Origin of the sequence: Mycobacterium hippophais (genome assembly GCF_027529605.1) — a bacterium.
GTDB classification, from domain to species: domain Bacteria; phylum Actinomycetota; class Actinomycetes; order Mycobacteriales; family Mycobacteriaceae; genus Mycobacterium; species Mycobacterium arseniciresistens.
Genome location: NZ_JAPZPY010000005.1, coordinates 237,152 through 261,338 on the forward strand (window position 1 = coordinate 237,152; position 24,187 = coordinate 261,338).

Sequence of the window (24,187 nt, forward strand, 5' to 3'; positions counted from 1 at the left end):
ATGACCGCCCCCATCTTCATGGCCCTGCCGCCCGAGGTGCATTCGACGCTGCTGAGCAGTGGTCCGGGCCCCGGATCGCTGCTGGCCGCTGCGGGGGCATGGCAGTCGTTGAGCGCCGAGTACGCCTCGGCCGCAGCGGAGTTGACGGCGTTGCTCGGCGCGGTGCAGGCGGGGTCGTGGCAGGGTCCGAGCGCCGAGCAATACGTGGCGTCCCATCAGCCCTACCTGGCGTGGCTGGCCCAGCAGAGCGCCAACAGCTCCGTGACGGCGGCGCAGCACACGACGGCGGCGGCGGCGTACACGACGGCGCTGGCGATGACGCCGACGATGCCGGAGCTCGTCACCAACCATGTGGTGCACGGCGTACTGGTGGCGACGAACTTCCTCGGCCTGAACACCATTCCGATCGCGATCAACGAAGCCGACTACGTGCGGATGTGGATCCAGGCCGCGACCGCGATGAGCACCTACCAGGCGATGGCCGGCGCGGCGATGGCCAGCACACCGGCCTCGCTGCCCTCGCCGTTCATCCTCACCCCCGGCGTCGGCGAGGCCGGCACCGCGATGGCGAGCCTGCAGCAGACCGGCGCCCAGGCCCAGGCGACCGAATCCGGGTCGGCGCTGAACAATTCGGACTGGCTCTCGGATCTGCTGAACATCTTCCCCGGTGGTCAGGAGATCGCGGACTTCCTGCGGGATCCGATCGGCAACACGATCCAGCTGATCACCGACTTCCTCACCAATCCGGCTGCGGCGCTGCAGACCTGGGGTCCCTTCCTGTTCGCCGTGGCCTATCAGGCCATCTCGTGGATCGGGGCCTCGCTGACCTACCCGCAGCTGCTGATCCAGCCGCTTCTGGCGCTGACGCTGGCGATCATTGGCGGCGTGCTGCAGTACCTCAAGCAGTTGCCTGCGCCGCCGGCCGATGTGCCCGCCGAAACGCCTGCCGCGCCCGCCGCGCAGGTCCCGGCCCGGGCCGACCAGCCCGGATCCTTCACCGCGGCCGGCCTTCCGCCCGGCAGCGTGTCCGCGACCGCCGGTGGTGGTGCGGGCACCGGCGGGACGGCCGCACCGTCCACGGGGGCCGCCGCCCCCGCGGCGGCGCCGATCGCGCCGTACGCCGTGGCGGGGTCTGACCCGGAGGAGGGGTTCTCCCCCACGTTCCGGGAGGGTTCGAGTGCCAAGGCGCCGGCGTCCGGAATCCCCGCCGCGGCCGCGGCTGCGGCGCTGTCGGCCGCGGAGCGGCGGAAACGGCGGCGCAAGAAGGTCGCCGAGGTCAAGGGGCGCGGATACGCCGATGCCTACATGGACTACGAGGACGAGCCCGACGGCGAGACGCCGGCGGCCGATGAGCCGCGGGTGAGTGCGTCGACCCGCGGTGGCGGGCCGATGGGGTTCAGCGGTACCGCGGGCCGCTCCGATGCCGCCGCTGCGGGGCTGACGACGGTGTCCACCGATGCGTTCGACGGGGGCCCGGTGGTGCCGATGCTGCCCACGTCGTGGGAGTCCGAGCAGGACGGCCCGGAGGGGGGATCGCGCAACTGAGCGACGTGCTGGGGGACAGTCTGTTTCGAACGAACAAGGGTGAAGGGAAGCAATAGATGAGCATGTTGGATGCGCACATTCCGCAGTTGGTGGCCTCTGAGGCCGCGTTCGGCGCCAAGACGGCGCTGATGCGTTCGACCATGGCGCAGGCCGAGCAGGCGGCGACGTCGGCGCAGGCGTTTCACATGGGTGAGTCGTCGGCGGCGTTCCAGGCCGCGCACATGCGGTTCATCGAGGTGTCGGCCAAGGTGAACGCACTGCTGGACATCGCACAGGTGAACCTGGGCGACGCCGCAGGCACCTACGTGGCCGAGGACGCCGCGGCCGCGTCGACCTACACCGCGATCTGACCGGATTCAAAGGCGAACGAAAGGGTTTGTGATGTCTCAGATCATGTACAACTACCCGGCGATGATGGCTCACGCCGGAGAGATGTCGACCTATGCCGGTGCGATGCACGCGGTGGGCGCGGACATCGCCAGCGAGCAGGCAGCGCTGGCCGGTGCGTGGCAGGGCGACACGGGTATGACGTACCAGGCGTGGCAGGCGCAGTGGAACATGGCGCTCGAGGAGTTGGTGCGCGCCTACCGGGCGATGGCGTCGACCCACGAGATGAACACCGCGTCGATGAACGCGCGCGACATGGCCGAAGGCGCCAAGTGGGGGGCATGAGCCACCGCTGGCAATCCGGGGCCGGCGTCAGGCTCAGTGAGTCCTAACGCCGTCGAACTGACCGTCGAGCAGGCGTGGTTCGTCGCCGACACCCTCGGTGCGGGTTCCTTTCCGTGGGTGTTGGCGATCACGCCGCCGTACAGCGACATGTCTCAACGGGGCCAGTTCGTCGCCGAACGCACCGCCGAGTTGACCGCACTCGGGGTGATGAACGCCGACGGGATGATCGATCCCGCGGTGGCACAGTGGGTCCGGGTGACGACGCGCGCCGAGCAGTGGCTCGATCTGCGCTTCGTCTCCGGGCCGGGCGATCTGCTGCGCGGTGTGATCGCGCGCCGCGAGGGCCGCACCGTGGTGGTCCTGCGCAACGCCCACCTCGTGACGTTCACGGAGATGGCGATCGACCACCCGCATGCGCTGGTTCCGGTGCTGGCCGTCGGACTGTCGGGGCGCAAACCCGCCCACTTCGACGAGTTCGCCCTGCCGGCTGCGCTGGGCGCCCGCTCCGATCAGCAGATCCGCGACGGTGTGCCACTGGCGGAGGTGCTGGACTTCCTCGGGATCCCGGCGTCCGCCCGGCCGGTCGTGGAGGCCGCCTTCGCCGACACCAGAACGTATGTGGAGATCGTCGCGGGCGAGCACCGTGACGGCCACCGCGTCACCACCAGCGTCGGCGTGAGCATCGTCGACACCGTCGCCGGCCGGGTGCTGGTCAGCCCGGCCAAGGCGTTCGACGGGGAATGGGTCTCCACCTTCGCCCCGGGCAACCCGTTCGCGATCGCCGCCGCCGTGGAGCGGCTGACCGGTTCGCTGCCCAGCGGACCGTGGTTCCCCGACCTCAACCTCACCCGCGACTTCGACGCGGAGACAACCGAAGACACAACGAGAGATCCGAGAAACGAGCAATGTCCGACAACACTGTGATGCCGATCGTGCGCGTGGCCGTCCTCGCGGCTGGCGACGACGGGGGCCGGCTGACCGAGGTCGCGCTCCCTGCCGACCTGCCGCTGCGCGAGATCCTGCCCGCGGTCCAGCGCCTGGTGCTGCCGGCAGGCGGTTCAGACGATACCGAGGTGCCCGACCCGGTGCGGCTGAGCCTGGCGCCCATCGGAGGGGCGCCGTTCAGCCTGGACGCCACACTGGACACTGTCGGCGTCGTCGATGGTGATCTCCTTGCGCTGCAGCCGGTCCCGGCGGGCACACCGGCGCCGCGCATCGTCGAGGACATCGCCGACGCCGCCGTCATCTTCTCGGCGGCACGGGCGAAGCCGTGGGGCATCGCCCAGATCCAGCGCGGCGCGACGCTTGCGGTGCTCGGTCTGGTGCTCATTGCCACGGCCCTGTCCGTGACGCACCGGGTGGTCACCGACGAACTGGTCGGACTCTTCACCGTCTGCGGACTGGCCCTGGCCACCGCGCTGGCTGCGCTGCTCGCCCGACCGGCCGCCGCCCGGCTGGGCACTGCGCTGTCCGTGGTGGCGCTGGCGCCGGTGGCAGCCGCGTTCACGCTGGCCGTACCCGGTGAATTCGGCGCACCTCAGATTCTGCTCGGCGCTGCGGGCGTGGCCGCCTGGTCGGTCATCAGCCTCACCACCGGGGCGCGCGCCATCGGCCTGTTCACCGCGACGGCGACCGTCGGCCTCGGCGTCCTGCTGGCTTCCGGCGCGGCGATCTTCTGGCAGCTGAACCCGGTGAAGATCGGCTGCCTGCTGATCGTGATCGGGCTGCTGGTCACCGTGCAGGCCGCGCAACTCTCCGCGACGCTGGCCCGGTTCCCGTTGCCGGTCATTCCCGCACCCGGGGACCCGACGCCGTCCGCCCAGCCCCTGCGCGTCCTCGAGGACCTGCCGCGACGGGTGCGGATCAGCCAGTCCCATCAGGTCGGCTTCATCGCGGCCGGTGTGCTGCTGGCAGTCACCGGTTCGCTGTTCCTGGTCGCACCGTCGGACGCCTCGCCGTGGGCGTGGTACGTCGTCGCGGCAGCTGCCGCCGGCGCCACTCTGCGTGCCCGCGTGTGGGATTCGGCGCTCTGCAAGGCGTGGCTGCTCGGTCATTCCTACCTGGTGGCCACCGCGCTGCTTGTCACGTTCGCGGTGACCGAGCGCTACCAGGCGGCGTGGTGGACGCTGCTCGCACTGGCCGTGCTGGTCGCGGTGTGGGTGATCGTCGCGCTCAACCCGAAGGTCGCCTCGCCGGAGAGCTATTCGCTGCCGATGCGGCGCCTGGTGGGCTTCGCCGCGGCCGCCGTCGACGCATCGCTGATCCCGGTGATGGCCTACCTGGTCGGGCTGTTCACCTGGGTCCTCGAACGGTGATGCCTCGGTGATGCACAAGGTCTTGGCGTCGCTGACCGCGACGTGCACGGTGCTGCTGATCAGCAGTCCGCCTGCCTCCGCCGTCAGCCCGCCCGAGGTCGACCCGCTGCTGCCGCCGCCGTCCGGCAGCGCCGGACCGGCGCAGCCGATGGAACAGCGCACCGAATGCGTGACGAGCGGCGTGATCGGCGGCAGCGACCCGGGTGCGGTCAGCCCGAACACCGTCGCGCTCGACCTGGCCGGCGCCTGGGAGCACAGCCGGGGCGAGGGGCAGACCGTCGCGGTCATCGACACCGGCGTGCAACCCGGCCCGAGGCTGCCCGACGTGGAGCCCGGCGGGGACTTCGTGCAGTCGACCGACGGCCTGACCGACTGTGACGGGCACGGCACCCTGGTGGCCGGCCTGATCGCGGGCAAGCCGGGCGCCGACGGTTTCTCCGGGGTGGCGCCGAACGCGCGGATCCTGTCCATCCGGCAGAACTCCGCGGCGTTCTCCCCGCGGAACCCGGGCGAGGACCAGGCCACCGCGCGGGCGGCGGGCGACGTGACGAGTCTGGCCCGGGCGGTGGTGCGCGCCGCCGATCTCGGCGCCCGCGTCATCAACATCTCGGTGGTCACCTGCCTTCCGGCGGACAGGTCGGTCGACCAGGCGGAACTCGGCGCCGCGCTGCGGTACGCCGCCGTCGAGAAGGACGCGGTCGTCGTGGCGGCCGCGGGGAACCAGCGCGGCGGACTGACCACCGGGACGGCATGCGAGTCGAATCCTGTTGCCGACGCGGGCAATCCCGCGGACCCGAGGAACTGGGCCGGGGTCACCTCGGTCTCGATCCCCTCGTGGTGGCAGCCCTACGTCCTGTCGGTCGGATCACTGACCCCCGGCGGGCAACCGTCGGACTTCACGATGGCCGGCCCGTGGGTCGGCATCGCGGCGCCCGGCGAGAGCATCACCTCGGTGAGCAACGCCCCCGGCGGCGGTCTGGCGAACGGTCTGCCCAACGAGCGGCAGGAGTACAACCCGATCAAGGGCACCAGTTACGCGGCGGCCTACGTGTCGGGCGTCGCGGCGCTGGTCCGCAGCAGGTATCCGCAGCTGTCGGCCGAGCAGGTGGTCCGCAGGCTGACCACCACCGCCCACGGCGGCCCGCGCACTCCGTCGAGTGTGGTCGGCGCCGGCAGCGTCGACCCCGTTGCGGCGCTGACCTGGGATGTGCCCGAAACCGCAACGGCGAAAGCCGCTTCCAGCAAGCCGGTGGCCGCGCCACCGGAACCACCCGCCGAGGACGACACCCCGAGGATCGTGGCGTTCGCCGGTGCGGGCGCGCTCGCGCTGATCGTGCTGGCGGTCGTGGTGATCGGCTCTGACCGACGAAAGGACCCCGCATGACGGTTCGGATCACCCTGGCGGCACTCGTCGTCGTGGCGGCGGCGCTGGCCTACCCGTGGCAGACCACCCTCGACTGGTGGGTGCTCGGCGTTGCCGCCGCGGTGCTGATCGTCGTGTTCGCCTGGTGGCGTGGGCTCTTCGCCACGACGATGGTCAGCCGGCGGCTCGCGGTGTGGCGCCGCAACCACGGCAAGCGGCACGCCAAGGGGTCCGGCAGGCCGGCGGCCTACGCGACCGTGGTGCTGCGGTTGGACCCTTCGGAACAGCGGGCAGTGCCGCTGCCGCTAATCGCCGGCTACGTCGAGCGCTACGGGATCCGCGCCCACAAGGTGAAAGTCGTCAGCCACGACGCCGGCGGCACCCGCACCACGTGGGTGAGCCTGACGCTGGGAGCGGCGGACAACCTGGCCGCGCTGCAGGCCCGGTCGACGAGCATCCCACTGCACGAGACGGCGCAGATCGCCGGCCGCCGGCTGACCGACCACCTTCGCGAGGCCGGCTGGAACGTGACGGCGGAGGAGCGGGCCGACACCCCCGTCCCACCGGGCGCGAAGGAGACGTGGCGGGGCGTCCGGGACGAGGCCGGATTCGTCGCCGCGTACCGGGTCGCGGTGAAGGACAACCTGTCCGAGACACTCGCCGCCGTCCCCGCGCTGTCAGCGGACACCTGGACCGCGCTGGAGATCACCGGCACGGCGGCGCGCAGGAGCATCGCCGTCGGGTGCGCGGTCCGCACGGCGGAGCGGCCCGGCGCCGGAGCACCCGCCGCCGGCCTCACCCCGCAGCGTGGGCGGCACCGCCCGGCGCTGGAGGCGCTTGCGCCGGCGTCCGACGAGCGGCTCGAGGGCGATCCGACGGCGCTGCCCGACGGTGTGCTCGACCAGCTGTGGTGGCCGACACAACAGCCGGACCGCCGGGAACCCGTGACGCAGGACGCCGTTGCCGCTCAGGCCAGCATGTAGCCGCTCATGAAGCGGGTCATCCGGCGCAGGTAGTCCGGCTGGCTGACGTGCAGCAGGTGGTTGCCGGGGAACCAGTGGAACGCACAGCGATCCCAGTGCTCCCATAGCATCTCGGCCTGCTCCGGCGGAGCGAGCCGGTCGCCGAGCCCGGTGATGATGAGCCGGCGTTCCCTCGGCACCAGCGGGCGGTAGTTCAGCGGCGAGGAGTACCGGGTGGCGGCCTCCGCGATCTGCGGGTCGGTCTGTGCGACAGCGCGATTGAGGGCGACCAGCTTGTTGGCCGGGAACCACTCGTCGACCGTGCGATCGGGCGTCACGACGGGAACGTTCGGGATCACCACCTGGATCCGCTCGTCGACCGATGCGATGAGCGCGGAGGTGTAGCCGCCAAGAGAGATACCGGTCAGCGCGATGCGGTCGACACCGGTGAACTCGAGATAGTCCAGCAGCGAGCGGAAGTCGTACACCGCCTGGGCCATCGCCTCGGCGAATCCGGCGGCGCCGCCCGCGAAGTAGCCGTAACCGCTGAACGGCGACCACTTCTCGGCCCGTCGGCCGTGGAACGGCAAGGTGTAGAGCAGCACGTCGTAACCGGACCGGTAGAACCAGGGCAGCGACAGGAACAGGCCGTTGGCGAGGTACGCGGAGCCGAGGAAGCCGTGGATCACGCACAGCGTCGGGTGCGGACCGTCGTCGTGGCGCCAGTGCTGCGCGCGCACCACGTTGTTGCGCTCGAAGCCGCTGCACCGCTCCCGCAGCGCCGGGTTCACCGCCTCGAAGCTGCTCCTGAACCTGATGTTGTGCACCCGCCCGTGTGCGATCCACTCGGCGACGGGATCGGCCGGACGCGAGGAGATCCGCGGCGGCTCCTTGGGAGCGGGGAACGACACCGCGGGATCGCGGGCCGCCGCCAGCTCGCCGTAGAACCGCAGGTGTTCCTGCTCGATGCCGGCCCGTTCGGGGCGGAACAGCGATCCGATCACCGACGGCAGCATCGCCGCGCCGACCATCGACGCCAGACCGGTGCGCAGTGCGATGTCCGCGGCGGCCGACGAGTCGACGATCAGCCGCTGGCGAACGGTGAGATCCTCCCGACGGGGCAGCCCCCGGGCGCCGGCGTCGCCACCGGGCACGTCGGGGACGGGGATGGGCGGATCGACCGGGTCGGCGCTGGACGGCTCCACGGCTTCCGATGCTAGCGAAGTGCGAGACTGGCGGACATGTGGAATCCCGACACCTACCTGGCCTTCGCCGACCACCGCGGGCGGCCGTTCTTCGACCTGCTCGCGCGGGTGGGTGCACAGGATCCCCGCCGGGTCGTCGACCTGGGCTGCGGGCCGGGGAATCTCACGGTCACCCTGGCCGAGCGGTGGCCCGGCGCGGTGATCGAGGCCTGGGACAGCTCGCAGCAGATGGTGGACGCCGCCCGTGAGCGCGGCGTCGATGCCCGGGTGGGCGATGTGCGTGCATGGACGCCGGCGCCGGACACCGATGTCGTGGTGAGCAACGCCACCCTGCAGTGGGTGCCCGAACACCGGGACGTGCTGGTGTCCTGGACGCGCGCGCTGGCCGCGGGCGCGTGGATCGCCTTCCAGGTGCCCGGCAACTTCGACGCGCCGTCACACGTCGCGGTGCGCGACCTCGCGAGCAGCGCCGAATGGCGGGACCTGTTGAATGACATACCGTTCCGCGTCGGAAAGGTGGTCGACGCACCCGCGGGCTACGCCGAACTGCTGACCGAGGCGGGGTGCACCGTCGACGCATGGGAGACCACGTACCTGCACGAGTTGACCGGCGAACACCCGGTGCTCGAGTGGATCACCGGCACCGCGCTGACCCCGGTGCGCAGCCGCCTCGACGACGATCAGTGGCAGCGCTTCCGCACCGAACTGATCCCACTGCTAGACGAGGCCTACCCGGCCACGCCCGACGGCCGGACGTTCTTCCCGTTCCGCCGGGTGTTCGTGGTGGCCAGGGTCGGCTAGCGCTTCTGGTTCAGCAGGTCGATGACCTGGGCGACCAGACTGTCGATGTCGGCGCCGGTGGTGTCGAGCACCAGATCCGCGTCCTCCGGCGCCTCGTAGGGCGCGTCGACACCCGTGAGGCCCGTGAGCTCTCCGGCGCGGGCCCGCTTGTAGAGGCCCTTCGGATCGCGCTTCTCGCACTCCGCGGCCGGCGTCGACACGTACACCTCGATGAACGGCAGCTTCGCCGCGTCGTTGAGCGCGCGGGCGATGTCGCGGTCGGACTTCAGCGGCGACACCAGCGACGCAAGCGCCACCACGCCGGCGTCGGCGAACAGCCGGGTGAGATGCCCGACCCGACGGATGTTCTCGGCGCGGTCACCGGCGGAGAAGCCCAGATCATCGGACAGCCCGTGCCGGATGTTGTCGCCGTCGAGCAGGTAGGCGACCTGACCCGACTCGACCAGGGCCCGCTCCACCGCCACCGCGATCGTCGACTTGCCCGACGCGGGCAGCCCGGTGAACCAGATCGTGGCGCCGCGCTGCCCGGTGGCCGTCCACCGGTGGGCGCGGTCGAGAGACGACGGATGCCAACGGATGTCGTTGCGCGTCTGCTCGCCGGGCTTGACCTCCCGCGGCTCGGTGATGGTGCCGGCGCCGACGGTGTCGTTCGTCGTCTCGTCGATCAGGATGAAGGCGCCGCTGTCCCGGTTGTCGGCGTAGGCATCGGCCACCACGATCGAGCTGGTGCGCAGCGTGACCGAGCCGATGTCGTTGAGCGACAACTCGACCGGGTTGTCGACCTCCTCGAGCGTCTCTGGGTCCAGCCGGCTGTGCAGGGCCTGCACGGTGGCCCGCACCGTCCGGGTGCCCTGCTTGAACGCCAGCCGGTCGCCCGCCCGCAGCGGGGTGTCGCGGAACCAGCACACCGTGCCGTCGACCTCACGGGCCAGCACCGGCAGGGTGGCGTCCTCCTCGCCGCTGACGAAGACGTCGCCGCGGCCGACGTCGATGTCGTCGGCCAGCTCGATCGACACCGACAGCGGTGCGACGGCCACCGGCCGGTCGTCGTCGAGGGTGTCGACCACCGTGACCGTCGACCTGGTGCCCGACGGCAGGCTCACGACGGTGTCACCGACACTCAGCGTGCCCGCCGCCAGCCGGCCGGTGTAGCGGCGGCGCTGCTCGGCGGTCGGCCGCGACACCCACTGCACGGGCAGCCGCAGCTTGCTCGCCTCCGGTTGCGGCGCAACGAGTTCGACGTTCTCGAGGTACTCCAGCAGTGTCGGTCCCTCGTACCAGGGCGTGTTGTCCGAGCGGTGCACCACGTTGTCGCCGAGCTTCGCGGCGATCGGGATGACCGTGACCTCGAGGCCGCCGAGGCGGGCCGCCACCTGATGCAGCTCCTCGCGCACCTCCTCGAAGCGGTTGCGGTCGAAGTCCACCAGGTCGATCTTGTTGACCGTCGCCACGAAGTGCTTGATGCCGAGCAGCTTCGCGATGCGGGCGTGCCGGTTGGTCTGGCGCAGCACACCGGCGCGGGCGTCCACCAGCAGCACAGCGGCGTGGGCATTGGACGCGCCGGTGAACATGTTGCGGGTGTAGCGCTCGTGGCCGGGGGTGTCGGCCAGGATGTAGCTGCGGGTCTCGGTGGAGAAGAACCGGTACGCGACGTCGATCGTGATGCCCTGCTCGCGCTCGGCGCGCAGCCCGTCGGACAGCGCCGCCAGGTCGGCGATGCCCTCTTCGTCCTTGACGGCCTCCAGATGGTCGAGCGGGAGGCTGTCGGTGTCGTGCAGCAGCCGACCGATCAGCGTGCTCTTGCCGTCGTCCACCGATCCGGCGGTGGTGATCCGCAGCAGCTGGCGGGTGACCGGGGTGGTCGGTGCGGACACAACGCTGGTCATCAGAAATAACCCTCTCGCTTGCGGTCCTCCATGGCGGCCACCGAGGTGCGGTCGTCGGCGCGGGTCTCGCCGCGCTCGGAGACGGTGGCCGCGGAGATCTCCTCGATCACCTTCTCGATGTCGACGGCGCGCGAGCGCACCGCACCGGTGATCGTCAGGTCGCCGACGGTGCGGTAGCGCACCCATTCGACCGCGGAGGTCTCGTCGCCCTGGGGCTGCACGTACTCCGACACCGCCAGCAGGATGCCGTCGCGGGCGACCACCTCCCGCTCGTGGGCGAAGTAGATCGAGGGCAGCTCGAGGTTCTCCAGCTGGATGTAGCGCCAGATGTCGATCTCGGTCCAGTTGCTCAGTGGGAAGACCCGGACCTGCTCGCCCTTCTTGATGCGGCCGTTGTAGAGCGACCACGGCTCCGGGCGCTGTGCGCGGGGGTCCCACTGCCCGAACTCGTCGCGGAAGCTCAGGATGCGCTCCTTGGCGCGGGCCCGCTCCTCGTCGCGCCGGGCGCCGCCGAAGGCCGCGTCGAAGCCACCGGCCTCCAGCGCGTCGAGCAGCGTGCGGGTCTGCTGCCGATTACGCGAGGCGCCCGGACCCGGATCGGGCACCCGGCCGTTGTCGATCGACTCCTGTACCGACGCGACGATCAGCTTGTGGCCCTGGCCGGTGGTCCGGCGGTCGCGGAACTCGATGACCTCGTCGAAGTTGTGGCCCGTGTCGACGTGCATGATCGGGAACGGCAGCGGCGACGGCCGGAACGCCTTCTCCGCCAGCCGCAGCAGCACGATGGAGTCCTTGCCCGCCGAGAACAGCAGCACCGGCCGCTGCAGTTCGGCGACGACCTCCCGGATGATGTGGACGGCCTCGGCCTCGAGCAGGCGGAGTTCGTCGACCCGGAGGTCCTCGATGGTGGCTGTCATGTCGGGAGTCCTTCTCTCTGCGCATCGGCCTTGTAGCGGTCGACCCATTCGTCGGAGCGCTGATCGGCCTGCCGTTCGAGCACCGGCGACGGCGCCAGCCGGGGGTCGAGGCCGAGTCGTTCCAGGACGTCGCCGACGACCTGGGTGAGGTTGCGCCACAGCACCGGGTACGGCACGTCGACGTAGTCGACGTTCTCCTCGGCGAACCAGGCGTGCCAGCCCTCCTCCTGGGCGCGCAGCATCCTGACGACATGGGCGATCGCGCCGGCGTGGTACTCGGCGCGGGCGTCCCGCACCGGATCGGGCCTGCCGCGCCAGACCCTGGTCTGCACCGCCCGCCAGAACGACACCGCCTGGGAGATGACGTCGGGCCGGTACACGTGCACCAGCAGCGGATCGGAGCCGACCACGTCGCGGATCGCCGCGAGCAGGCCGTCGCCGGACCGGTCGGGCAGATCCTTGGCGCGGTCCAGCAGCAGCGGCGTCTGGTTCCACATCAGCTTCCCGCCCCAGACGCCGTTGGGGGTGCGTCCGACCGTGCGGATGTAATCCCGCCAGATCGTGGCAGGCGCCAGGTCCGGCGTGCCGGCGTCCAGCGGGTCGAGCAACCGCAGGATCGATTCGTCGGTGACGTCGGCGAACCACTCGCGGGGCTGGGGTGCCTGGCTGGTGCGGGGCAGATACTGGAAAAACTCTTGGGGTTCGCCGGCGACGCCGGTCGCCCGCAGCGACTCGACGAGCAGCGTGCTGCCGCTACGCTGGGACGCCAGCACGAGATACGCCGTCGGATGGGCAGGCATGCGCGAGAGCCTAACCGGCGTCGTATTCCGTTGCCGAACGGCCTATTTGAATCACGGTGATCCTGACTCTTGTGTGGCGCTGTGCTGATCTTCGATGCCGCGCTCGGCCGCGAGTGCCGACCTGCTGGTGATCTTTCCGCCGTGGATGCGCAGGTAGGTCTCGGTGAAGCGCTCGGAGATCCGGGTACCCGCGAAATCGGAGGGAATCACGTCGTTGGTCTTCTGTCGCCACTCGTGCAGTACCAGGGCGAGGTCGTCCGCCACTGCCTCGGCCTCCGCGGTCGCGTCGGGGCCGAGCAGGTTGTCCTGCTCCGCGGGGTCGGTGCGCAGGTCGTACAGCTCGCGTTGCGGCCGTTCTGAATTCACCAACGGCGCCACCGCCCGGCCCGGTGCGCTGGCGGCGATGTCCCACGGAAGGTCGAGCAGCGGCCGCGAGGCGTAGTTCTCGATGTAGCAGTACTCCTTGGTCCTGATCGCGCGGATGGGGTCGAACGAGTCGTGGTAGGTCTTCGTGGAGAAGAGGTGGGTGCGGGTCTGCGCGCCGTCCGCCGGCGGCGCGAGGAGGTTCGCCGCGTGGCTCATGCCGTCGACGTCCGCGGGCACCTCGATCCCGAGCAGGTCGAGCAGCGTCGGTACCAGGTCGACACCGCTGAACAGGTCGTCATAGGCCGTCGGCGCGATGCCCGCGTCGCGGGGCGGCCGGATGATCATGGCGATGCCGGTGCCCGCGTCGTAGAGCGTCGACTTGGCGCGCGGCAGGGCGGGCCCGTGGTCGGTCATGAACACCACCCAGGTGCTGCGGTCCAGCCCGGTCTCCTGCAGGGTGTCGAGCAGCCGGCCGACCGCGGCGTCGGCCACGGTGACCGAACCGTAGAAGTCGGCGAGGTCCTGGCGGACCTCGTCGTTCTCGGGCAGAAATCCCGGCACCGAGACAGTGTCGGGGTCGGCGGGGGTGTACCGGTCGTGCGGATACGGCCGGTGCGTCTCGAAGAACCCCGCGGTGAGCAGGAACGGCCGGTGCGGCGACTGCCGCAGCCAGGCGGAGGCGTGCTCGACCACGTACTCACAGAACGAGTTGGACACGTCGAACTCGGTGAACCCGAGCCTGGCAGGAAAGGAGGTCTCGTGCTGCATGCCGAAAAGGGCTGTGTGATAGCCGGTTTCAGCAAGGATGTGCGGCAGGGTGCGGATGCCTGAGCGGTACTCCCAGCCGTGGTGGGCCAGCCCGACGAGGCCGTTGGTCTGCGGGTAGCGGCCGGTGAACAGCGACCCGCGCGACGGCGAGCACAGCGGTGCGGTGGCGTGGGCGCGGGTCAGCAGGATGCTCTCGGCGGCGAAGTCGTCCAGGCGAGGGCTGGTGACGTCGGAGTGGCCGTAGACGCCGAGATACCGGCCCAGGTCGTGCCAGTGCACGATCAGGACGTTGTCTCGACGGGTGCTGTCGCGGCGTGGCTCAGTCACCGGGCTCCTCTCGCTGGTGTGCTGTCACCGCACAGCGTCCGGTGTCGATGCGCAACCCTTTGCCTCATCCAAAGATTCCACACGCGGCGCGCGTCGGTGCGCCGCGGAGGCGCTACCTCTTGGACGGTGCGGGGCCGGCGCTCGGCTGCACGTGGCGTGTCACCCACTGTGCGGCCAGTTTGACCAGACCGGATTGCGGATAGCGGACGTGCGCGTCGAAATCCTGACCGAGCGAGCAGATCGGGTCGTTGGTGTTGCACAAGTCGGCGGTGCGGGCGCCGAACACCGGGCTCATCCGCGTCAGCGGCTGGCCCACCCGCGCCGAGGGATTGCCGAAGACGGTGACCGCGGCGATGTGCGGGACGACCGCGGCGGGAAGCGGCGCGCTGTAGCCGAGCCCCGCGATCGGCGACGTGGCCACGACATCGATGACCGCCGCGCCCTGCGAGTAGCCGCCGAGGACGATCTTCGTGTCGGGACACTTCGCCGCCGTGGACTGGGCGCGGCGGCTGGCGTCATTGGCGCCGGCGGCCACCTGGACGAAGTCCCACGACGCCGGGTATTCGACAGCGTAGGTGCCGATGGACTTGCCCTTGACCATCGGACGCAGCGCGCTGACCAGTGCCTTTCCGACGACGCCGAGCCCGGGCGGCTCATCGGTGCCGCGCGCGAAGATCACCTCGATGTCGGAACACTTCGGGGCGGCGGACGCAGACGGGGCGGCGGGCATCGCGAGGACGGCGAGTGCGGTCACCGACGTGGCGACCGATGTCGCCCGTCGCGCGAACCGGCTCTCGACGGACACGGCTGCTCCTTGGTTGGCTGGATCTTGATTTTATACCCAGATTTCACAGGGATCACTCCAGTCACACCACGAACGGGCCCGACGGTCAGCCCGCGGGGCGCCAGCCGTGCATCGCGGCGTCCATCTGTTTCTCGTCCAGCGGCTCGACGTCGAGGGGTTGCTGCCCGTCGCGCCGGCGCATGCCGTCGAGCAGCAGCGCCACGTACCGCCGCCACAGTCCGGGCTCGACGTGCCCGGCCCACTCGCCCACGGTGCCCGCCAGCAGTCCGAGGCAGGGCACGTCGGTGGGCTCGATGTCGGCCCGCAGGTGGCCGTCGTCGCGTGCCCGCTCGACCAGTTTCGACGTCAGCGGGGCGATCCGCTCGCGGGCGCAGTCGACGCCGTACCCGCCGTAGGCGGTGCTGTAGACCATCTGACGCAGGCCTCGGTCGGTGGCGGTGAGTTCGCAGAGCTGCTCGACGAACCACACGAAGCCGTCCCACGAATCCTCTTGCTGCAACGCCGCTTCCGCGAGGGCGACGACCTGCTGGATGCCGTGTTCGAAGATCGCGTCGACGAGTTCCTCTTTGGTCGCGAACCGTCGGTACACGGTGCCGACGCCGACGTTCGCGTGCTGGGCGACGTCGTTGAGGGTGGCCTCCATGCCCTTCGCCGCGAACAGTTCGCGCGCGGCCTCGAGCACGCGCTGCCGATTGCGTTCGGCGTCCTTGCGCAGCCCTCGGCATGGTTTGTCAATCATCACGGCCAGTTTAGTGATCTGCGTAACGGGCGTCCATAAGTGGATTGACGCTATCCACTTAGCGGCTTAGATTGCCCTTCTAGATCAACCGCCGCCAGGTCGCCTGCGGCAGCCATCACCGCGAAAGGGTCGACGTGACCGCAGTCTTCGTGATGCTCAAACGCGTCTGGTTGCCCCTCCTGTTCGTGGTCGCCATCGCGGTCGGCGTCGTCAGCGTGGCCCACCTGCGATCGGTGTTCGGGTCGGACGGCGCGGTGGTGACACCGGTCGGCACCGACACGGCGGACAACTTCAACCCCAAGGTCGTGATCTACGAGGTCTTCGGCTCGGGCGGCACCGCGGTGATCAACTACACCGACCTCGACGGGCTGCCGCAGCGGACCGGCGAGGTGACCCTGCCGTGGACCCTGCGGCTCGAGACGACGGTGCCCTCGGTGACGCCGAACATCCTGGCCCAGGGCGACGGCGAGTCGATCGGTTGCCGCGTCCTCGTCGACGACGAAGTGAAGGACGAAAGGACGGCTCAGGGAGTGAATGCCGCGACGTACTGCTTGGTGAAGGCGGCATGAGCAACCCCGCGCGACCACGGGTGGCGAGATTCATCCGCACCTTCGCCGTCCCGATCGTGCTGGCCTGGGTGGTCATCGTCGGCCTGCTCAACACCGTGGTGCCCCAGCTCGAAGAGGTGGGCAAGCTGCGCGCGGTGTCGATGAGCCCCAACGACGCTCCGGCGCTGGTCGCGACCAAGCGGGTCGGCGAGGTGTTCGGTGAGTACGACACCAACAGCAACGTGATGATCGTCCTGGAGGGCGACGATCCGCTGGGCGCGGACGCGCACATCTTCTACGACGAGATGATCCGTCAGTTGCGTGCCGACACCACCCACGTCCAGCACGTCCAGGACTTCTGGGGCGACACGCTGACCGCGGCGGGCGCGCAGAGTGTCGACGGCAAGGCCGCATACGTGCAGGTGTACATCGCAGGCGATCAGGGCGAGGCGCTGGCCAACGAGTCGGTGGAGGCGGTGCGCGCCATCGTCGCCGGCGTGCAGCCGCCGCCCGGCGTGCAGGCCTACGTGACGGGTCCGGCGGCCACCACCACGGATCAGAACGCCGTCGGCGACGCCAGCATGAAGACCATCGAGGCGCTGACCTTCGCCGTCATCATCGTGATGCTGCTGCTGGTCTACCGGTCGGTGGTCACCATGCTCGTCACGATGGTGATGGTGGTCATCGGCCTGCTGTCGGCCCGAGGCATCGTCGCCTTCCTCGGCTACCACGACGTGTTCGGGTTGACCACCTTCTCGACCAACATGGTGGTGACGCTGGCGATCGCCGCCGCCACCGACTACGCGATCTTCCTGATCGGCCGCTACCAGGAGGCCCGGCGGTCCGGCGAGGACCGGGAGTCGGCGTACTACACCATGTTCCACGGCACGGCCCACGTCGTGCTGGCGTCCGGACTGACGATCGCCGGAGCGACGCTCTGCCTGCACTTCACCCGGCTGCCCTACTTCCAGACCATGGGCATCCCGCTGTCCATCGGCATGGCGATCGTCGTCGCCGCGGCGCTCACCCTCGGGCCGGCACTGATCTCGATCACGAGCCGGTTCGGTCGCGTGCTGGAGCCGAGGCGGTGGGGACGTTCGCGCGGATGGCGCAGGGTCGGCGCCGCCACCGTGCGGTGGCCCGGCGCGGTGTTGGTGATGGCGGTCGTGCTGGCGCTGGTCGGACTGCTGACCCTGCCCGGCTACCACACCACCTACAACGACCGGATCTTCCAGCCCGACGACGTGCCAGCCAACATCGGTTACGCGGCGGCCAACCGGCACTTCTCCGAAGCGAAGATGAATCCCGAACTGGTGATGGTCGAGGCCGACCACGACCTGCGCAACCCCGCCGACTTCCTGGTGATCGACAAGATCGCCAAGGCGATGGTCCGCGTGCACGGCATCGCGCAGGTGCAGACGATCACCCGCCCGGACGGCAAGCCGGTGGAGCACGCGTCGCTGGCTTACACCATGAGCCAAAGCGGCACAGGGCAACTCATGAACAACGACTACCAGCAGCGGGTGCTGGAGAACACCTTGAAGCAGGCCGATGAGATGCAGGTGACCATCGACTCCATGGAGAAGATGCAGTCCATCACGCTGCAGATGGCCGACGTCACCCGGCGGATGGCCGACAAGTTCAACAACACCTCCCTCACCGTCGCCGAGGTGCGCGACCACCTGGCCGACTTCGACGACTTCTTCCGCCCGATCCGCAACTACTTCTACTGGGAGCCACACTGTTTCGACATTCCGATCTGCTGGTCGCTGCGGTCGATCTTCGACAGCCTCGACGGCATCGGCGCGCTCTCCGACGACTTCCAGGAGCTGGTGCCCGACATCGAGCAGCTCGCTGATCTGACACCGCAACTGGCGGCGCTGATGCCGGCGATGATCCAGACGATGAAGAACCAGAAGCAGATGATGCTCAACCAGTATCAGGCGCAGAAGGCGCAGCAGGACCAGAACATGGCCACGCAGGAGGACGCCACCGCGATGGGTAAGGCGTTCGACGCCGCCCAGAACGACGAGAACTTCTACCTGCCGCCGGAGGCGTTCGAGACGGCCGACTTCCAGCGCGGCATCAAGCTGTTCCTCTCGCCCGACGGCCACGCCGTCCGGTTCACCGTCTTCCATCAGGGCGATCCGCTGACCGAGGATGGCACGTCGCACATCGAGCCGCTGCGCATCGCGGCGGCGGACGCGATCAAGGGCACCCCGCTGGAGGGCTCGACGGTTTACATCGGTGGCAGCGCAGCGATGTTCAAGGACATGCAGCAGGGCGCCGACTACGACCTGCTGATCGCCGCCATCGCGGCGCTGATCCTGATCTTCCTGATCATGGTGGTGCTCACCAGGGCCGTCGCGGCCGCAGCGGTGATCGTCGGCACCGTGGTGCTCAGCCTCGGCGCCTCATTCGGCCTGTCAGTGTTGTTGTGGCAGCACCTGATCGGGATACCGCTGCACTGGATGGTGCTGCCGATGTCGGTCATCGTGCTGCTGGCGGTCGGCGCGGACTACAACCTGCTGCTGGTGTCCCGGATGAGGGAGGAGATCCACGCCGGACTGAGCACCGGCATCATTCGGTCGATGGCCGGAACGGGCTCGGTGGTGACCGCCGCGGGACTGGTGTTCGCCTTCACGATGATGTCCATGGCGAGCAGCGAGCTGATCGTCATCGGCCAGGTCGGCACCACCATCGGCCTCGGGTTGCTCTTCGACACCCTGGTGGTGCGGTCGCTGATGACACCGTCGCTGGCGGCGCTGCTCGGGCGCTGGTTCTGGTGGCCGCAGAACGTCCGCAGACGGCCGGTGCCGCAACGCTGGCCGAGCCCGCGGCAGGTCGGCGCGTCCGAGGAGGAAGTGGCCGAGAACGCCCTGCCGTGATCAGGGCAGCAGCCGCTGCAGCACTCCCTTGGAGACCTCCTCGGGGCGGTACTGCTCCGCCGCGTAGGAGCCGATCGCGAGGATGCCGCCGGTGAGTGCGGGTACCGCCCACTGCAGGATCTTCAGCTGCTTCTGTGCCGCGGCGACGTCAGGCGGGGTGGCCGCGGCGGGAGTGGTGCCGTCGGCGGCCGGGACCGCGCGGTGCTCGGAGACCTTCTTGCCGAGCACCCTGCTGTAGCCCGTGACGCCGAGCGCCGCAGCGGTCAGGGCGATCTTCGTGGCGGCCATGGACGGTACGCCCTGCTGGGCCCGCATCCGGCCGAGGTCATGCTTGAGCAGGCCGACGGCGCCGGCGAGATGGACGCCGATCGCGGCCGCATTGACCGGGGTCCAGCGGTCCCAACCGGCATTGGCGACGGCGCCGACCCGGGACGGGTCACCGCCGGCCGAGGCGGCGGCATTGAGAGCGACGGCGTTGGCGAGGGTGCCGCCGAACCAGGCCGCCAGGCCGAGATCGTGAAGTTGGTGCGAGAGCGTGGCGCGGGCCATGTGAACTCCTAAGGGATTTGACGGGGGGTGCCCGCGTCATACCCCGGGCCCTGCGCGCCAAACGACGACCCCGCCGTCATCCCCAGCGTTGCGTCTCAGGGGTGGTAGGGCACACCGACCGCCCGGAACACCCACTCCGGCGGCACGTCGAAGGCCAGTGTCCGCGCGGGCAGGCGCTCCAGCACCTCGCCGGGGATGTCCTGCTTGTAGTACAGCGACAGGCTGCCCTCGCAGCGGGCGTCGACGGCCGCGATGTCGACGTCGAGTTTCAGGCCCGATTCCGAGATCTGGGCGGTCACGGCGCCGGTCTGCGGCGCCGACCACGGCTGGTCGATGGTGCGGCCCGCGAGCTTGGGCACCGTCGAGAGTGTCGCCAGCACCCGTTGGTCGGTCAGGGCGAGCGAGCCCGTGTAGCTGGCGACGCTGCCGGTGGCGCGGTTGCCCGGGATCGACCCGTTGAAACGCCGCGTCACCGGGACGTACTCGGCGATCAGGAGCACCCCCTCGGACTCGACCTGCGAGCGCAGTTCACCCGGCAGTTTTCCGATGCGGAGCAGCTTGCGGACGAATACGGCCATCTCTGCACGGTAGCTCAGCCGCGGGGAATGCCGAGAGCGCTGTAGACGAACTTGGGTGGCACATCGAAACCGATGGTTCTGGTGGGGATTCGGCTGAGCACGTCGGCGGTCAGCGCGGTCTTGTAGGTCAACGAGAACCGGCCGGAGAACTCGGGGTGGACGACGGCGAGGTCGGGTATGTCGAGAAGCAGGCCCGTTTCGGACAGGGTGCCCGCGACCATGCCGTTCTGCGCGGCGGTCCACGGCTGGTCGACCGACCGCCCGGCCTTGCCCGGGATGGCCGACAGCGTCGCGATGACGCGTTGGTTGGTCAGCGCGAGTGCGCCGCCGTAGCCGCGCACCAGCCCGACCGATCGCCGGCCCGGCACCCGACCGGTGAACCGCACCACCGCGCCGAGGAATTCGGCGCAGAAGATGACGCCCTCGGCCTCGACCTGCGCGCGCATGTCGTCGGGAAGTTTGCCGATGCGGAACAACTTGCGAAGCAGCGCCATGATCAAAAGGTAGCTGAGCGTGCCGCGTGATACAGCTGTTGAGATGAACAGACGCAGGCTGCTCATCGGTTCGGCCCTGGTGGCCGTCGCCGGTTGTGCGGCGTTGTGGCTGGGCTTCACGCAGGGCTGGCACTGGCAGGGCGCCATGGATTCGGCCGCGCTCGACCCGCTGTACAGGTTCGGCGCGGCGCACCCCGCCTGGGTGACCGGCTGGGACGTGTACTGCACGGTGGTCAATCCCGTGATGATCCGGATTCTGTCGGTGTTCGTGATCGTGTGGGCATTCGTGCGGCGGCGCCATCGCCTCGCCGTCTTCCTGGTGGGATCCGTCGTGTTGAGCGGTCTCGTCACCGAGCTGGCGAAGGCCGCGGCCGATCGCCCGCGGCCATCGGGTGCCTTGGTCGCCGCGCACTCCACGTCGTTCCCCTCCGGGCATGCGCTCGGGCTGATGGCCATCGTGCTCGCGGTGCTCACCATCGTCTGGCCCTCGGTGCGGCCGCGGCTGCACATTTCGCTGGCGGTGTTCGGCGGCCTGATCGTGCTGACCATCGGCGCCGCTCGCGTGGTGCTCAACGTCCACCACCCGTCCGACGTGCTCGCCGGGTGGGCCCTGGGTTACGCCTGGTTCGTGCTGTGCCTGCTCCTTGTGCCGCCGCGGGTCAGGGCAGCGGACGAAACACCTGCAGCGCCCGGTAGCGAACGCTGAAACTCGCCTCGTCGTAGACGGTTCCGATCTCGCCGTCGCGCGCCAGCTCCGTCGGTCCGTCCACCGCGGTGAAGCTGAACTCGGGCACCCGCATCTCGTGGTAGAGCGGGCTGCGGGTGAGCCGGCCGAGCATCAGCGCCGCCAGGATCCGCAACCGGCTGAAGGGCCGGCCGGTCTCCAGGATCCGCACGTCCATCAGGCCGTCGTCCATCTTGTGCCGCCGGGCGGGTGCGAAGCCCGACGGCAGGTATGTCGAGTTGCCCAGGAAGAACAGCGATGTCTGCAATGTGTGGTTGTCGTACTCGATGCGCACGGGCACGCCCCGACGCAGCGTGTAGAACATCGCGTAGACGCCGGCGAGCGGTTTGCCGATGCGGTGCTCCAGCTTCTCCCGGGTCTGGACGAACATCGGGTACGCCCCGATGCTGGCCGTGTTGATCACGATGTCCTTGTCGTTCAAGCACACCAGGTCGACACACGAGACGGTGCCTCGCTGGATGGTGTCGATCGTCTTGGCGACGGTGTCGCAGCCGATGTCCCTGGCGAAGTGGTTGAAGGTCCCGCCGGGGAACACCGCGAGCGGCATCCCGAGTTCGACGGCGATCTCGGCTGCGCACGCCACCGTCCCGTCACCTCCGCCGACGGCCAGCACCTCGGCGCTCTCGGCGGCCGACCGCAGCACCGTCTTCAGCTCCTCGTCACCGCTGAGTTCGACGATCTTGGTCTGGGGGAGTGCTTCGCGGACCTCGTCGACCACCCGGGCTCCCGTCCCGCTGCCGGACGCCGGGTTGATCACCAGCACCACCCCGGCGCCGTCGGGACGCGGATCGGTGTGCACGCGCAGCGGTGCGGCCGTCGGCATCTTCGTCGGGACCGCGGTCGGCACGATGCGCCCGCCGAGGACGGCGAGGCCGGCCCCGAGGCCCAGCCCGGCCAGCACGTCGCCCGGGTAGTGCGCTCCGACCGCGATGCGCGACATGCCGACGAGGCCGGCGAGCAGCGCGAGTCCCAGCCCGACCGGTGGGCTCTCCAGGCCGACGCCGACCGCGAAGGCCGCCGCGCTGGCTGAATGACCCGAGGGCAGCGAGTTCGACGTCGGGAACCGCCTGGACCGCCGGGCCAGGGGCACCACGATGTAGTTGGGGCGGGCCCGCTTCCAGATTTTCTTCGCGCCCTGGTTGGTCACCAGGCTGGTCACGCCGAGCGTGAGCAGCCCGCGGGCGGCGCCGCGTTTCGCCGAAGTGCTCCCGAACGCCCCGATGGCGGCGGCGAGCGCGAACCAGAGCTTCGAATGGTCCGCCGCCCGCGTCAGCCGCGGCATCACGGCATCGAGCAGCGGGCTGGGGGATTCGGCGATGGCCTCGAAGACCTCGCGGTCGAGTGTCCCCAGGCCACGGCCGATCTGGCGGAGGCCTTCGCGGCGGCGGCGGAGCGGCAGTTCCATGGCTTCAACGTAGCCGCTGCCCTTGACAACAAAACCTGTCAAGGGCAGGCTGGCGGACATGTTGGACGTCGAGGTGATCGCGGACCCGGCCGCGGCCGTCAGCGCGCTCGACCCGATCCGCAGCCGGCTGCTCGCCGAACTCACCGAACCCGCCTCCGCGGCGACGCTGGCCACCCGGGTGGGCATCACCCGGCAGAAGGTCAACTACCACCTCAAGGCGCTGCAGGAGCACCGGTTGGTCACCCCCGCGGGCGAACGCCGCTGGGGTGGGCTGACCGAACGCCTGATGATCGCCACCGCCTCGTCCTACGTGGTCTCGCCCGGCGCCCTCGGCCCCGTCGCCGCGGACCCCGACCGTGCGGCCGACCGGCTCTCCGCCGGATATCTGATCGCCGTCGCCGCACGCACCGTCCGTGAGGTCGGCGACCTGTGGCGGTCCGCCCGTGCCGCCGACAAGCGCCTGGCGACAATGACGATCGACACCGCGATCCGGTTCCGCTCGCCCGCAGACCGGGCGGCGTTCACCGAGGAGGTGTCCGCCGCCGTCGCCACCCTGGTGGCGCGCTACCACGACGAGACCGATCCACGCGGCCGCACCCACCGGGTGCTGCTCACCGCCTATCCCGCACCGAAAGAGGAGAATTCCCATGCCCGTGAGAAGTGACGATTCCGGCCGCCGCTGGGTCGAGATGGAACTGCTCGTCCCCGGCACCCCTGAACAGGTGTGGGAGGCCATCGCGACCGGGCCCGGCAACAGCGCCTGGTTCACTCCCACCACCATCGAGGAGAAGCAGGGCGGGGACATCGAATTCGACTTCGGTGGCGGCCTCACCCAGCGCGGGACCGTGACCGGCTGGGAACCGCCGTACCGCTTCACCTACGAGGAGCGCGACTGGAGTTCGACCGTCTCGCCCGGCCCGCTGGCCACCGAGATCACGGTGACCGCCCGCTCGGGTGACCGCTGCGTGATCCGGATGGTGCACAGCCTCTTCACCGAGAAGGACGACTGGGACGACGAACTGGAGACCTTCGAGCAGGGCTGGCCCGGATTCTTCGAGGTGCTCCGCCGCTACCTGCAGCACTTCGCCGGAGCGCCCGCCGCAGCGGTGCACGCGATGGTGCCGTTCACCGGCGACATCCGTCCGGCCTACCGGCGGTTGACCGACGCCCTCAGCCTTTCGGCCACCGATGTCGGCGATCGCTGCCAGACCACCGGGGCGGCACCGACATTGGCAGGTGTGGTCGATCTCGTCCACCAGGATGCGGCGCTGCGCGACGTGATCGTCCGGCTCGAGCAGCCCGCGGCGGGCCTCGCCGTGTTCGGCGGCTTCACCGCCGGCGACCACGGCCGGATGATGATCACCATCTACTTCTACGGTGCCGGGGCCGGCGACGCGGCCGCGGCCGAACAGCCGAAGTGGTCGGCGTGGCTGGCGGATCTGTTCGCCGATCAGGCGGTTGCGACCTGATCGTGTCCGAACGTTGACAGGACCGAGAGCAGCGGCGTCG

The 24,187-nt window shown here is 69.9% G+C and carries 24 protein-coding genes; 13 read left to right on the plus strand and 11 right to left on the minus strand.

Annotation, left to right across the window (positions count from 1 at the left end):
* Genes O6P37_RS14285 through eccE form a run of 7 tightly spaced genes read left to right on the plus strand, consistent with a single transcriptional unit; the run spans window position 1 to window position 6,878 of the window.
* Window positions 1-1,545, plus strand: a complete 1,545-nt coding sequence (locus O6P37_RS14285; RefSeq protein WP_269894690.1) for a PPE family protein — start codon at window positions 1-3, stop codon at window positions 1,543-1,545.
* Window positions 1,546-1,601: 56 nt separating this feature from the next.
* Window positions 1,602-1,895, plus strand: coding sequence for a type VII secretion protein EsxS (locus tag O6P37_RS14290; RefSeq protein ID WP_264011213.1), 294 nt, complete (start codon window positions 1,602-1,604; stop codon window positions 1,893-1,895).
* A 31-nt stretch (window positions 1,896-1,926) separates the two neighbouring features.
* Window positions 1,927-2,217 (plus strand): WXG100 family type VII secretion target, encoded by a 291-nt coding sequence (locus tag O6P37_RS14295; RefSeq protein WP_264011214.1) that lies wholly within the window; start codon window positions 1,927-1,929, stop codon window positions 2,215-2,217.
* 36 nt (window positions 2,218-2,253) lie between these two features.
* The gene (locus O6P37_RS14300; RefSeq protein WP_269894691.1) at window positions 2,254-3,141 is read left to right on the plus strand and encodes an ESX secretion-associated protein EspG; all 888 of its coding nucleotides are present in this window, start codon (window positions 2,254-2,256) and stop codon (window positions 3,139-3,141) included.
* Window positions 3,123-4,532, plus strand: coding sequence for a type VII secretion integral membrane protein EccD (eccD, locus tag O6P37_RS14305; RefSeq protein ID WP_269894692.1), 1,410 nt, complete (start codon window positions 3,123-3,125; stop codon window positions 4,530-4,532). The genes O6P37_RS14300 and eccD overlap by 19 nt, the downstream gene beginning before the upstream one ends.
* Window positions 4,533-4,542: 10 nt before the next feature.
* The gene (gene mycP / locus O6P37_RS14310) at window positions 4,543-5,916 is read left to right on the plus strand and encodes a type VII secretion-associated serine protease mycosin (RefSeq protein WP_269894693.1); all 1,374 of its coding nucleotides are present in this window, start codon (window positions 4,543-4,545) and stop codon (window positions 5,914-5,916) included.
* Entirely contained in the window at window positions 5,913-6,878 is a 966-nt protein-coding gene (eccE, locus tag O6P37_RS14315) for a type VII secretion protein EccE (RefSeq protein ID WP_269894694.1), read from the plus strand. Before mycP ends, eccE begins: the two co-directional genes overlap by 4 nt.
* Here eccE and O6P37_RS14320 read toward each other — a convergent pair.
* Window positions 6,863-8,062: an alpha/beta hydrolase family protein gene (locus O6P37_RS14320; protein ID WP_269894695.1), complete on the minus strand. Its 1,200-nt coding sequence runs from the start codon at window positions 8,060-8,062 to the stop codon at window positions 6,863-6,865. The genes eccE and O6P37_RS14320 overlap by 16 nt on opposite strands.
* A gap of 36 nt (window positions 8,063-8,098) precedes the next feature.
* On the opposite strand from O6P37_RS14320, the gene O6P37_RS14325 reads away from it, so the two are divergent.
* Entirely contained in the window at window positions 8,099-8,863 is a 765-nt protein-coding gene (locus O6P37_RS14325; protein ID WP_269894696.1) for a trans-aconitate 2-methyltransferase, read from the plus strand.
* Here the strand turns inward: O6P37_RS14325 and cysC are convergent.
* From cysC to O6P37_RS14355, 6 genes are all read right to left on the minus strand, one after another.
* Complete coding sequence (gene cysC, locus O6P37_RS14330; RefSeq protein ID WP_269894697.1) at window positions 8,860-10,749, minus strand: adenylyl-sulfate kinase; 1,890 nt, start codon at window positions 10,747-10,749, stop codon at window positions 8,860-8,862. The two genes, O6P37_RS14325 and cysC, sit on opposite strands and share 4 nt — an antisense overlap.
* Complete coding sequence (cysD, locus tag O6P37_RS14335) at window positions 10,749-11,666, minus strand: sulfate adenylyltransferase subunit CysD (RefSeq protein WP_269894698.1); 918 nt, start codon at window positions 11,664-11,666, stop codon at window positions 10,749-10,751. Before cysD ends, cysC begins: the two co-directional genes overlap by 1 nt.
* Window positions 11,663-12,466 (minus strand): trehalose 2-sulfotransferase, encoded by an 804-nt coding sequence (gene stf0, locus O6P37_RS14340; protein ID WP_269894699.1) that lies wholly within the window; start codon window positions 12,464-12,466, stop codon window positions 11,663-11,665. The genes cysD and stf0 overlap by 4 nt, the downstream gene beginning before the upstream one ends.
* A 51-nt stretch (window positions 12,467-12,517) precedes the next feature.
* A complete protein-coding gene (locus O6P37_RS14345; RefSeq protein WP_269894700.1) occupies window positions 12,518-13,927 on the minus strand; it encodes a sulfatase family protein in 1,410 nt (469 codons plus the stop codon).
* A gap of 112 nt (window positions 13,928-14,039) precedes the next feature.
* Window positions 14,040-14,657: a cutinase family protein gene (locus tag O6P37_RS14350; protein ID WP_269894770.1), complete on the minus strand. Its 618-nt coding sequence runs from the start codon at window positions 14,655-14,657 to the stop codon at window positions 14,040-14,042.
* A 160-nt stretch (window positions 14,658-14,817) separates the two neighbouring features.
* Window positions 14,818-15,471 (minus strand): TetR/AcrR family transcriptional regulator, encoded by a 654-nt coding sequence (locus tag O6P37_RS14355; RefSeq protein WP_269894701.1) that lies wholly within the window; start codon window positions 15,469-15,471, stop codon window positions 14,818-14,820.
* A 152-nt stretch (window positions 15,472-15,623) separates the two neighbouring features.
* Between O6P37_RS14355 and O6P37_RS14360 the strand changes: the two genes are divergently transcribed.
* On the plus strand, window positions 15,624-16,040 hold the full coding sequence (locus O6P37_RS14360; RefSeq protein ID WP_269894771.1) for an MmpS family transport accessory protein: 417 nt from the start codon (window positions 15,624-15,626) through the stop codon (window positions 16,038-16,040).
* Window positions 16,037-18,907 (plus strand): MMPL/RND family transporter, encoded by a 2,871-nt coding sequence (locus O6P37_RS14365; protein WP_269894702.1) that lies wholly within the window; start codon window positions 16,037-16,039, stop codon window positions 18,905-18,907. Before O6P37_RS14360 ends, O6P37_RS14365 begins: the two co-directional genes overlap by 4 nt.
* On the opposite strand, the gene O6P37_RS14370 is transcribed toward O6P37_RS14365, so the two are convergent.
* The 3 genes from O6P37_RS14370 to O6P37_RS14380 all read right to left on the minus strand — a co-directional run bounded on the left by O6P37_RS14370 (window position 18,908) and on the right by O6P37_RS14380 (window position 20,528).
* A complete protein-coding gene (locus O6P37_RS14370) occupies window positions 18,908-19,456 on the minus strand; it encodes a hypothetical protein (RefSeq protein WP_264011227.1) in 549 nt (182 codons plus the stop codon).
* 95 nt (window positions 19,457-19,551) lie between these two features.
* Window positions 19,552-20,034 (minus strand): hypothetical protein, encoded by a 483-nt coding sequence (locus O6P37_RS14375; RefSeq protein ID WP_269894703.1) that lies wholly within the window; start codon window positions 20,032-20,034, stop codon window positions 19,552-19,554.
* Window positions 20,035-20,048: 14 nt separating this feature from the next.
* Entirely contained in the window at window positions 20,049-20,528 is a 480-nt protein-coding gene (locus O6P37_RS14380) for a hypothetical protein (RefSeq protein WP_332909791.1), read from the minus strand.
* A gap of 43 nt (window positions 20,529-20,571) precedes the next feature.
* Here O6P37_RS14380 and O6P37_RS14385 point away from each other — a divergent pair, with 43 nt between their 5' ends.
* Window positions 20,572-21,234 (plus strand): phosphatase PAP2 family protein, encoded by a 663-nt coding sequence (locus O6P37_RS14385; RefSeq protein WP_269894704.1) that lies wholly within the window; start codon window positions 20,572-20,574, stop codon window positions 21,232-21,234.
* Here the strand turns inward: O6P37_RS14385 and O6P37_RS14390 are convergent.
* On the minus strand, window positions 21,188-22,678 hold the full coding sequence (locus O6P37_RS14390) for a bifunctional phosphatase PAP2/diacylglycerol kinase family protein (RefSeq protein WP_269894705.1): 1,491 nt from the start codon (window positions 22,676-22,678) through the stop codon (window positions 21,188-21,190). The two genes, O6P37_RS14385 and O6P37_RS14390, sit on opposite strands and share 47 nt — an antisense overlap.
* Before the next feature lie 58 nt (window positions 22,679-22,736).
* On the opposite strand from O6P37_RS14390, the gene O6P37_RS14395 reads away from it, so the two are divergent.
* A complete protein-coding gene (locus O6P37_RS14395; protein WP_408633174.1) occupies window positions 22,737-23,342 on the plus strand; it encodes a winged helix-turn-helix domain-containing protein in 606 nt (201 codons plus the stop codon).
* Window positions 23,326-24,147, plus strand: coding sequence for an SRPBCC family protein (locus O6P37_RS14400; RefSeq protein ID WP_269894707.1), 822 nt, complete (start codon window positions 23,326-23,328; stop codon window positions 24,145-24,147). The genes O6P37_RS14395 and O6P37_RS14400 overlap by 17 nt, the downstream gene beginning before the upstream one ends.
* The last annotated feature ends 40 nt before the right edge of the window (window positions 24,148-24,187 follow it).